The sequence below is a fragment of the Asticcacaulis sp. genome (assembly GCF_020217185.1).
In the GTDB taxonomy this organism is placed as follows: domain Bacteria; phylum Pseudomonadota; class Alphaproteobacteria; order Caulobacterales; family Caulobacteraceae; genus Asticcacaulis.
Genome location: NZ_JAIWNX010000033.1, coordinates 1 through 10,000, shown reverse-complemented (window position 1 = coordinate 10,000; position 10,000 = coordinate 1). Strand labels below are relative to the sequence as shown.

The following is a 10,000-nucleotide window of genomic DNA, read 5'->3' as shown; positions in this document are numbered from 1 at the left end:
AAACCATATCGACCGGCTATTGTCGGCCTGGGGCGAGGGGCTGGAGCGGCCGCGTCTGGTCCACCGTCTCGACCGCGACACCTCCGGCGTGCTGCTGCTGGGCAAGTCGCCCTCGGCGGCGGCGCGTCTGGCCGGGGCCTTTGCCAAGCGCAAGGCCTATAAGACCTACTGGGCGCTGGTCGCCGGCACGCCCGACCCCAAAGAGGGCGTGATCGACGTGCCTCTGGTCAAGAAGGGCATCAATGACCGCGAAATGGTCATGCCCGCTGACCCCAAGGAGCCGGGTGCCGAGGCGGCGGAAACCGAATATGTGACCATTTCCCGCGCCGCGCACCGTTTGGCGTGGATGGCGCTGCGCCCCCATACGGGCCGCACGCACCAGCTACGCGCCCATATGCAGGCCATCGGGCACTGCATCCTGGGCGATCCCAAGTACAAGGATGAAAAATCCATAGCCCTGTCAGAGGGTTTGGGGCTTCAGTTGCACCACCGGCGCATCGAAATCCCGCACCCGACGCACGGCACGCTGATCGTCGAAGCGCCGCTCGATCCGGTCATTCAGGCCGGGTTCGACCGCTATGGTTTCGATGAGCACGAGGCCAGCCCCGAACCCTTCCGCAAAGCCACCCGCGCCTCCCGACGGTAAGATGAGACTCGCTGTATTCGATGTCGATGGCACCCTGATCGACAGCCGCGCCTCGATCCATCGCGCGGCGGTCGAGGCGGCCAAGGTGCTGAACCTCACACCGCCCACCTATGATGAGGTGCGTGCCATTGTCGGTATGTCGCTGTTTGAAGCCTTGCAGGCCATGCGCCCGGACCTCGATCCGGAAACCGTGGCGGCCTATACGCGCGAGTTTCAGAACGCTTTTCTGACCTTTCATGCCGATCCGGACTTTAGCGAGGCCCTGTATCTGGGGGCGCAGGAAACGCTGGAGCGGCTGAAAAACGACAACTGGCTGATCGGCATGGCGACGGGCAATTCGCGGCGTGGCGTGACGCGCATCGTCGAAAAGCACGGCTGGGGTGAGCTGTTTGACGTCACCTTCTGCGCCGATGACGGCCCGTCCAAGCCGCATCCGCACATGCTTCAGTGCAATCTGACGGCGCTGGGTGTCGGTACGCATCAGGCGGTGATGATCGGCGACGCGACGCACGACATGCGCATGGCGCGTTCGGCACAGGTGCAGGCCATCGGCGTGTCGTGGGGCTTCCACACGGTCGATGAACTTGAGGCTGCCGGCGCGCAGCAGATTGTCCACGATTTCAACGAACTGGGCGCGGTTCTTGACCGGTTCGTGCCGGAGTTGATGTAAAACATCTCCCCTGATTTCAAGCGAGGATGCTTAGAGGCTACACATGACCTACAAGGCCGAAGCGCCATCAAAGCGCAGTGATCAGATCGGCTCAAAGCCGAAACGCTTCTGGAAGACCGTCGAGATCAAGGCCGACGGACCGGGCTACGGCGTGACGCTTGATGGCCGTGCGGTGAAAACGCCGAAGGGCGCCACGCTGGTGCTGCCCAATTTCGCGCTGGCGGCGCTGGTCGGGCGTGAATGGGAAGCGGTCGAAGAGACGGTTGATTTCACCGCCATGCCCCTGACGCGACTGGGGTTTGCGGCGCTCGACCACATGGACAGCGGCCTAGACGCCGCGCTGGCCGAAGCGGCGCGCTTTGCCGAAACCGATCTGGTCTGCTACCCGTCCGACTATCCGCAGGCCCTGATTGCCCGCGAACAGGCGGCCTGGGGGCCGGTCATCGACTGGCTGAAAAGTGAACTGGCGCTTGAATTTATGCCGCAGACCTCGATCATGGCGCGCGGTCAGCCGGTGCAGACGATCGAAGGCGTCAAAACGCTCCTGAGCACAGCGTCTATCTATGCGCGCGCCGGTCTGATGGCCGCCATTCCGCTGCTGGGCTCGGTGGCCTTGGCTCTGGCGCTGTACAAGGGCCGTCTGAGCGCCGAAGAGGCCTTTGCCGCGTCGCGCGTCGGCGAAACCTTCCAGAAAGAAACCTGGGGCGAGGACGCCGAGGCGATGAAGCGTGAGGCGGCTATGCGTCATGATCTGACGCATCTGGAGGCGTGGTTCAGGGCCTTGTAAGGTGTTCACGGCCCGTTTTTCGCCCCTCACACGAAGCGTTACAGACCTTAATTTCAAATGTGACGACAAGGGTCTTGTTCGCAGGTGCAAAAAGTGCTATTGACAGCGCTGTCATAACTTTTTTGTGTGTGAGGACTGACAATGGAAAAGCTGATCGAACGCTTTATGAATGCGCTTCTGGCCCTGGGTTTTGCCCCCGGCTCGGCGTCGAACTAATCTTATTTGCCGCGCATTTGATTCCGAAACGAAGTTCGGCGAAGCCAAAACCGCTGCACACTTTTCGGAATGCGCTCTGAGAGAGTACCCCTATGAAATTCCTGGTAAATTTTGCGTCGCAACTGGTTGTCGCCTGGGCCCGTGCCCACCGCCTGCCGATCGCCTGATCGTCGGTGACACGCCTATCTAAAAAAGCACCGCCGGTCTCCCCACCGGCGGTTTTTTCATGCCTGATCGCGTTTGCGGAATGGCGACAGTTCCGCCTCGTACTCGGCCATCTGCGCTGCGACGGCCGCGCGTTCCTGCGTCAGATAGCGGGCCACCGGCTCGCGCAGAGCGCGGTCGCGGATATGGTGGGCTGAATAGACGGGGTGGGGCAGGTAGCCGCGCGAAATCTTGTGCTCGCCCTGAGTGCCGGCCTCGACGCGGCTTAGCCCGTGCGCGATGGCGTAGTCGATGGCCTGATAATAGCAGACCTCGAAATGCAGGAAGGGCACATCAACGCGCGCGCCCCACTGACGGCCATAAAGGGTGTCACCGCCGCGGTAATTGATGGCTCCGGCCACCGGCTGATCGCCGTCATAGGCAAACACCAGCACAATCTGATCGCGCATCCGCTCGGTGATCAGCGAAAAGAAGTCGCGCGTCAGATAGGGCGAGCCCCATTTGCGGTCGTAGGTATCCTCAATAAAGGCGTGCAGGTGATCGAGATGCGCCTCGGTGATGTCGTTGCCGCTATGGATTTTCAGGCTTAGCGCTGCCTGCACATCGCGGCGTTCGCGACGAATGACCTTGCGCCGATTGGCCGATAGCGCGGCGAGGAACTCGTCAAAGCTCTGATAACCCGCATTGCTCCACCAGAATTGCTGATCCTGCCGCAAAAGCAGGCCGCTTTCGCCCATCAGCGTCCATTCGTCAGGTGTGGGGAAGTTGACGTGGAACGACGACAGGCCGTTGGTATCGCAGAGCTGCACCGCCGTGCGGATCAAGGCCGCGCGCACCTCAGGGTCTGGCGACAACAGCCGCGTCCCCGTCACCGGCGTGAAGGGCGACGCGGACAGCAGTTTGGGATAGTAGCGCCCGCCCGCGCGCTCATAGGCCTGCGCCCAGCTATGGTCGAAGACGTATTCGCCCATCGAATGATATTTGAGATAGAGCGGCATCACGCCGCGGACTGTGCCCGCCTCATCGCTCAGGCTGAGGTGATGCGGCACCCAGCCGCTGTCTTCGCCGACGCAGCCCGTTTGTTCGAGCGTTTCGAGAAAGGCGTGGCTGTTGAAGGGGTTATCGTCGCCCTTTAACCCGTCCCAGACGGCGGGGTCGATCTCACTGATCGAGCGGTGCAGGGCAGCGGTCAGGGCGGGCACGGGCATGGTTTTCACCTTACGACGTAGGAAAAGCCGCAGGCAAGTCACTTAAAACCCCGAACGGCACGAACCACACGAACCGATGATGAGTAGCGTTTGTGTGGTTCGTGCCGTTCGTGGTGAAATGCCTTATCGACGATCCGCCACTTCGATCACCGCATCGACTTCGACGGCAAAGCCCAGCGGAATCTTGTACACACCGACAGCCGAGCGGGCGTGCTTGCCGGCTTCGCCCAGCACCTCGACCATCAGGTTCGAGCAGCCATTGACCACCTGCGGCACGTCATAAAAGTCCGGACCGGCCTGCACAAAGGCCCCCAGCTTGACCACCCGCACCACATTATCGAGGTCACCCACGGCGGCCTTCATCTGGGCCAGCAGGTTGATGCCGCAGACGCGCGCCGCTTCGGTGGCGTCTTCCAGCGAGACATCCACGCCGACCGTGCCCTTGTAACGACCGGTGCCGTCGTTGGAAATCTGACCCGAAATGTGGATCAGGTTACCGCTGCGCACGAAGGGCACATAGTTGGCGACGGGGGCGGCCGGGACGGGCAGGGTGATCCCCAGTTCCTGGAGGCGGGCTTCGATCTTCGACATGGATTCGGTCTCCTGAAAAACGATACCCCGCTTATAGGCATTCCGGGGCGAGGCGTCGATACGGCCATTTACACTTTGTTTCCATCCCCTTCACCTCGGCTTAAGACAGTTCGGGTAGGGTGTGGCTCAGTGACACGCGGTGCCGCGAATCGCGACCCCCACACGGAATACAGGCTTATGAGCGCGAAAAAGGTTCTCATTGTTGAGGACAACGAACTGAATATGAAGCTGTTTCATGATCTGCTCGATGCGCAGGGCTATGAGACGCTGCAAACCGGTGAAGGGCTGTCGGCCCTGTCGCTGGCGCGCAAGCACCGTCCGGACCTGATCCTGATGGATATTCAGTTGCCGGAAATTTCCGGCCTTGAAGTCACCAAGTGGCTCAAGGAAGACGATGAGCTGTCGCACATTCCGGTCGTGGCCGTGACCGCCTTTGCCATGAAGGGCGATGAGGAGCGTATCCGCGAAGGCGGCTGCGAGGCCTATATCTCAAAGCCTATCTCCGTTTCGCACTTCCTCGATACCGTTCGCCGCTATCTGGGGTAGGGCGCAATGACAGCCAAGGTTCTGGTCGTTGATGATATTCCGGCCAATGTCCGCCTGCTACAGGCCAAGCTGGAGGCCGACTATTACGATGTGGTGACCGCCCATTCGGGGCAGGAAGCCATCGAGACGGCCATTATTGAACAGCCCGACATCATCCTGCTGGACGTCATGATGCCGGGCGTCGATGGCTATGAGGTGACGCGCCAGCTCAAAGAACTGGCCGAAACGCGACATATCCCGATTATTCTGGTCACGGCGCTCGACGGGCGCGACGACCGCCTGTCCGGGCTTGAGGCCGGGGCGGATGACTTTCTGACCAAGCCGCTGGATGACGTGATCCTGTTTGCGCGGCTGAAGGCGCTGGTGCGGCTCAAGCACCTGTCCGACGAACTGCGTCAGCGCGAACAGTCCTCGCGCCGCATGGGCCTGATCGACGCCAGCCAGTTGCACCGTCAGATGACGGCGCCCGGCAATGTGCTGATCCTCGATGACCAGGTGCGTCAGGCCGAACGGCTGATGGTGGCGCTGGGCGAACAGCACCGCTGCGCCTACGAAACCGATCCGAAGGCGGCGCTGAAAATCGCTCTGGGTCGTGTGGACCTGCTGGTGCTGAACCTGGCGGCGCGTGAGTTCGACCCCTTGCGCTTTGTGGCGCATCTGCGCTCGTCCGAACTGACGCGGCAGTTGCCGGTGCTGGGTCTGTTCAATCCCGATGAACGCCCGACCCTGCTCAAGGGGCTGGAACTCGGCGTCAGCGACGTCTTGCCGCGACCGGTCGATTTGCAGGAACTGCTGGCGCGGGCACGCGGGCAGATCCGCCGCAAGCGCTATGCCGACTTCCTGCGCGCCAGCCTGGACCGCTCGCTGGAGCTGGCGGTCACCGATCCGCTGACCGGTCTGAACAATCGCCGCTTTATGGATTTACAACTGACGCAACTGATGCGCCGGCATCTGAAAACCGATGACCCGGTGTCGCTGCTTCTGCTCGATATCGACCACTTCAAGCGCGTCAATGACGGCTTTGGCCACGATGCCGGTGATGAGGTGCTTAAGGAATTTGCTCGCCGCGTCAGCCAGAACGTGCGGGCGATCGACATGCCCTGCCGTCTGGGGGGCGAAGAGTTTGTGGTGCTGATGCCCGACACGCCCGCTGACGCGGCGCAGACGATTGCCGAGCGCGTGCGTCAGGCCGTGGCCGAAGCGCCGTTCAGCCTGCCCGACGGCCGCACCCTGGATGTCACGGTGTCGGTCGGGGTGTCGTCCCTGCTGGGGCTTGGCGACACGCTGGAAGCCTTTATCAAGCGCGCGGACGAAGCCGTCTATGAGGCCAAGCAGTCGGGCCGCAACCGCGTGATCCTGCGCGCGGCCTGAGGCATGGTCGGCGCTATTTGCGCAATCTCGTGGATAAATTTCAGCTTTAGGCTTGCCATCGTCCCCCAAGCCTTGCTATAGGCCGCCTCCTCGCTGGTGAAACATTCCTCGGTAGCTCAGCGGTAGAGCAATCGACTGTTAATCGATTGGTCGCAGGTTCGAATCCTGCCCGGGGAGCCAGCTACAAAGACAAGGCCCTGCCGCCCCGCGCGCAGGGCCTTCTTTATATCTCACGCCCTGTTCAACCAAAAAGAAAAACCCGGCCAGAAGACCGGGTTGAAAAGTTTGGTGATGGTGGGTGTCTTCAAAAAAGCAAAGACAGGCTGAGTTGACCCGATTTGCCTTAATGAAGAGTTAATATAAAGACTCGCGTTACGCCGATTTTGTTGGTTTTTACGCCCGTTGCAACGGCTTGTTAACCGCTATCCGGTTGCATGGCGGCATCTCTCTTTTCCGTTGAAAGATGCTGCCGTGACCCTGCCGCCCATCAAGGCCCGTATCCGGGGCCTCTTCGCCCTGTTCCTTCTTCTGCTGGCTTCGCTGACCGCTGTGGCTCTGGGACACGAGGGGGCGGTGATCAGCGGGCTTGAGGCGACGCTTGAAACGGCTCCGCAAAGCGAGGCGCAGTTACGTCCGCTGCTGGCGGCGGCAGAGACCTTCCGGGCCGGCATCTGGGTTGTGGCGATCGGGGTCGGTCTGGCCGGGTTGGTGGCCATCGTCTATTTTGACCGTGAAGTGTTCAGCGCTCTGGAGCGCATGAGCCGCCTGATGTCGCGCTTTGCCGAACGCGACTTTGAAGCCGAGGTCGAGGGGGCGCAGCGTTCGGACGAGATCGGTGCCATGGCGCGGGCCTTACAAATCTTCCGGGGCAATGGCCGCGCCCTGATCGCGCTGGAGGCCGAAAACGCCCGCCGCGCCGAGGTGCTGGCGCAGGAGCGTCAAAAGGCGCTTCAGGAAATGGGGGAGCGTCTGCACGCGCAGGTCTCGGCCCTGATCGTGGGGTTGAGCCGCTCGTCCGAAGCCATGACCGATTCGGCCGAAACCATGAGCGAACAGGCCAAGGGCGCCGTTTCGCGCATTGAGAACGTCACCGCCACGGCCGAGGCCACCTCGCGGCAGGCGCACCACGTCGCCGAAACTGTGCAGGGCCTGTCGAGCAGCGCCTCAGACATTGCTCAGGCCGCTGTCGCCTCATCCGAAGTGTCGGCGCAGGCCGTGGGCCAAAGCGAGGCGACGTCCGAAATCATGGGCCGCCTGAACCGCAGCGCCGAGGAAATCAGCGCCGTCGTGGACATTATTTCCGGGATCGCGCGTCAGACCAATCTGCTGGCGCTCAACGCCACTATCGAAGCGGCGCGCGCCGGGGAGGCGGGGGCAGGCTTTGCCGTCGTGGCCTCGGAGGTCAAGACGCTGGCGCAGCAGACCGAAAAAGCCACCCGCGACATTACGGACAAGGTGACGCACATCCAGTCGGACACCACTCAGGCGGTCGAGGCCATCGGCCACATCGTCGGCGTCATTCAGGAACTGCGCGCTTCGGCTGACGGCATTGCCGAGGCGGTCAGTGCCCAACAATCGGCGACGCGCGACATCGCCAGCACGGTCGATGCCCTGGCCTCAGGGGCGCAAAGCGTGGGTCGCGACATTGATGCCGTGCGCCACGTGGCCGCTGCTACCGATCAGGCGGCGGGCACCGTCTCGCTCGAATCCCGCTCGGTGCAGGCCGTGGCCGGTGATCTGAAAGGCCAGATCGAGGCCTTCATTCAGTCCCTGCGCGCGGCGTAGTTCGATTTTTTGGGGAGATTTGGAGGCCTGACCCGGAGTCGAACCGGGCTACACGGATTTGCAATCCGCTGCGTAACCGCTCCGCCATCAGGCCTCACTACATTAGCGGTAGGCTCAGCTATCAGATCGGCCCTGCGGCTGCAATGGGATTGTCACGGTTTATATACAGAATTTTTGAATTTGGGATCGCAAGGGTTGCGCCGGGCTTGCGGTCAGCGTGCCCCGACCGTGAACGCTGTCACTTTTCCTGAAAAATGCAAAACCGGGGTGTGCGGTGCATTGAAGCGCGCCTTGCAAACGCCTATAAGCGCAGGATAAGGACACGACTCCTGTCGTCTATATGCTTCGAGGCTCAGATGGATTACTTCGCCGCCCGTCAGAACATGGTTGAATCTCAGGTGCGGGTGAACGACGTCACCGACCCCGCGCTGCAAAAGGCCATGCGTCACATTGAGCGCGAGCGTCTGGTCGCGCCCGGGCAGGGCTTTGCCGCCTATGGCGATGTCGAGCCGCAGATTGCGCCGGGCCGCGCCCTGATGCTGCCGCGCGACCTTGCCAAACTGCTGCATGCGCTCAAGCCCGTCGCCGGTCAGAAGGTGCTGGCCATCGGGGCGCCCTATGCCGCCGCTGTGCTCAGGCACGCCGGTCTCGACGTCACGGTGCAGGAAGCCGATGCCCGCGTTCAGACCGTGGTCGAACCCTATCTCAAGACGCTGGGCATCTCGCTGGTCGTGCAGGACCTCAAGACGCCCGTCGCCGGTGAATACGACATCATCGTCAGCGAAGGCGCGGTCGAGGACGTGCCCGCCGAGTGGTTTGCCGCGCTGAAACTGCATGGCCGCCTGGGTGTGGTGGTGCGCAGCGGTGCTCTGGGCGAGGCCCGCGTCTATACCCGCCTTCAGGCCGGTGTGTCCGAAGCCTTTGTGTTCAATGCGGCGACCGCTGTACTGCCGGGCTTTGCCAAGGCTCCGGCCTTCGTGTTTTAAGTCGATCTGCGTTTCCGACGATCAATCCGAAAGGGCTGCGGCATCAAACCGCAGCCTTTTTTTGCGTCGCATACCCAAGAAATGCGTAGGTGAAAAAACCGTAACTCGCCAAAGCCTCCGGCTTCTGGCAGTGTAGGTTTCAGTTCAAAGGCAGCAACGCATCGCAATGCGGGGTCGAAAGGCCGCCGGGCGGGGGGTGGCGCTGCCCTTACTTTAAGGGAATCATTTTGATGCTAAAGCTTTCGTCCAAGCCTGCCGGTGGCCGTAAGGGACTGCGTGCGTACCTGCTGGCCGGTTTGACGGTGTCGGCTCTGGCGCTGGGGGCGGGTTCGGCCTTCGCGGAATCGCTCACCGACGCCATTACTCTGGCCTATGCCAATAACCCCACCTTGCAACGCGCCCGCGCCCAGCAGCGGTCCACGGATGAAACCTATGTGCAGGCGCGTTCCGGTCTGGGCCCGACGCTTAGCGCTGGCGCCAGCGTGGACTATAGCGATGTCCCGACGGGTGTGGCCGGGCGCTCCTCGACGGGCCTGAACCTGTCGGCCAATCAGACCCTGTTTGCCTCCGGTGGCCTGTCGTCGGGCGTCAAGGCGGCTGAGGCCGACGTCAATGCCGGGCGTGAGGATCTGCGCGCCGTTGAGGCTCAGGTGTTGAGCGACGTCATCAGCGTCTATACCGCTGTGCGCCGCGACCAGGAGGCCCTGCGCATTGGCGAAGAGAACTATAATGTGCTCAAGCGCCAGCTCGATGAAACCAAGGCCCGTTTCGAAGCCGGTGAACTGACGCGCACCGATGTGGCGCAGTCCGAAGCCCGTCTGGCGGCCTCTTCCGCTTCTCTGGCGCAGGCCCGCGCCCAACTCGACAGCAGCCGCGCACAATACGTGGCCATTGTCGGTCAGACCCCCACCGCGCTCGACCCGGTGCCGGGCCTGCCCAACCTGCCCGTCACGTTTGACGCCGCGCTGGATCGCGCCGAAGCCAACAACCCGTCTTTGAGCGCCGCCAAGTGGGCCGAAGCCGCCGCCC

General features: G+C 62.2%; 10 protein-coding genes and 2 tRNA genes. 9 read left to right on the top strand and 3 right to left on the bottom strand.

Features of this window, described 5'->3' with window-relative positions:
* From LDL37_RS01600 to LDL37_RS01590, 3 genes are all read left to right on the top strand, one after another.
* On the top strand, positions 1–646 hold a 646-nt coding region (locus LDL37_RS01600), incomplete at its 5' end, for an RluA family pseudouridine synthase (protein ID WP_290793343.1).
* A 1-nt stretch (position 647) separates the two neighbouring features.
* Complete coding sequence (locus tag LDL37_RS01595) at positions 648–1,316, top strand: HAD-IA family hydrolase (protein WP_290793341.1); 669 nt, start codon at positions 648–650, stop codon at positions 1,314–1,316.
* Positions 1,317–1,359: 43 nt separating this feature from the next.
* Positions 1,360–2,103: an ATP12 family protein gene (locus tag LDL37_RS01590; protein ID WP_290793339.1), complete on the top strand. Its 744-nt coding sequence runs from the start codon at positions 1,360–1,362 to the stop codon at positions 2,101–2,103.
* A 440-nt stretch (positions 2,104–2,543) separates the two neighbouring features.
* Here LDL37_RS01590 and LDL37_RS01585 read toward each other — a convergent pair whose 3' ends face one another.
* Both LDL37_RS01585 and LDL37_RS01580 read right to left on the bottom strand, forming a co-directional pair.
* Positions 2,544–3,692, bottom strand: coding sequence for a GNAT family N-acetyltransferase (locus LDL37_RS01585; RefSeq protein ID WP_290793337.1), 1,149 nt, complete (start codon positions 3,690–3,692; stop codon positions 2,544–2,546).
* A 123-nt stretch (positions 3,693–3,815) separates the two neighbouring features.
* On the bottom strand, positions 3,816–4,283 hold the full coding sequence (locus tag LDL37_RS01580) for a RidA family protein (RefSeq protein WP_290793334.1): 468 nt from the start codon (positions 4,281–4,283) through the stop codon (positions 3,816–3,818).
* A 177-nt stretch (positions 4,284–4,460) separates the two neighbouring features.
* On the opposite strand from LDL37_RS01580, the gene LDL37_RS01575 reads away from it, so the two are divergent.
* The 4 genes from LDL37_RS01575 to LDL37_RS01560 all read left to right on the top strand — a co-directional run bounded on the left by LDL37_RS01575 (position 4,461) and on the right by LDL37_RS01560 (position 7,985).
* Positions 4,461–4,829, top strand: a complete 369-nt coding sequence (locus LDL37_RS01575; protein ID WP_013480598.1) for a response regulator — start codon at positions 4,461–4,463, stop codon at positions 4,827–4,829.
* Positions 4,830–4,835: 6 nt separating this feature from the next.
* On the top strand, positions 4,836–6,200 hold the full coding sequence (locus LDL37_RS01570) for a PleD family two-component system response regulator (RefSeq protein WP_290793326.1): 1,365 nt from the start codon (positions 4,836–4,838) through the stop codon (positions 6,198–6,200).
* Between the two features lie 105 nt (positions 6,201–6,305).
* Positions 6,306–6,380 (top strand) — tRNA-Asn (locus tag LDL37_RS01565).
* Between the two features lie 291 nt (positions 6,381–6,671).
* Positions 6,672–7,985 (top strand): methyl-accepting chemotaxis protein, encoded by a 1,314-nt coding sequence (locus LDL37_RS01560; protein ID WP_290793323.1) that lies wholly within the window; start codon positions 6,672–6,674, stop codon positions 7,983–7,985.
* 20 nt (positions 7,986–8,005) lie between these two features.
* On the opposite strand, the gene LDL37_RS01555 is transcribed toward LDL37_RS01560, so the two are convergent.
* Positions 8,006–8,079 (bottom strand) — tRNA-Cys (locus tag LDL37_RS01555).
* 262 nt (positions 8,080–8,341) lie between these two features.
* Between LDL37_RS01555 and LDL37_RS01550 the strand changes: the two genes are divergently transcribed.
* Both LDL37_RS01550 and LDL37_RS01545 read left to right on the top strand, forming a co-directional pair.
* Positions 8,342–8,971 carry a protein-L-isoaspartate O-methyltransferase gene (locus LDL37_RS01550; protein ID WP_290793320.1) on the top strand — a complete coding sequence of 210 codons (630 nt, stop codon included), beginning with the start codon at positions 8,342–8,344 and terminating at the stop codon, positions 8,969–8,971.
* A gap of 230 nt (positions 8,972–9,201) precedes the next feature.
* A partial coding sequence (locus LDL37_RS01545) for a TolC family protein (protein ID WP_290793317.1) occupies positions 9,202–10,000 on the top strand: 799 nt, incomplete at its 3' end.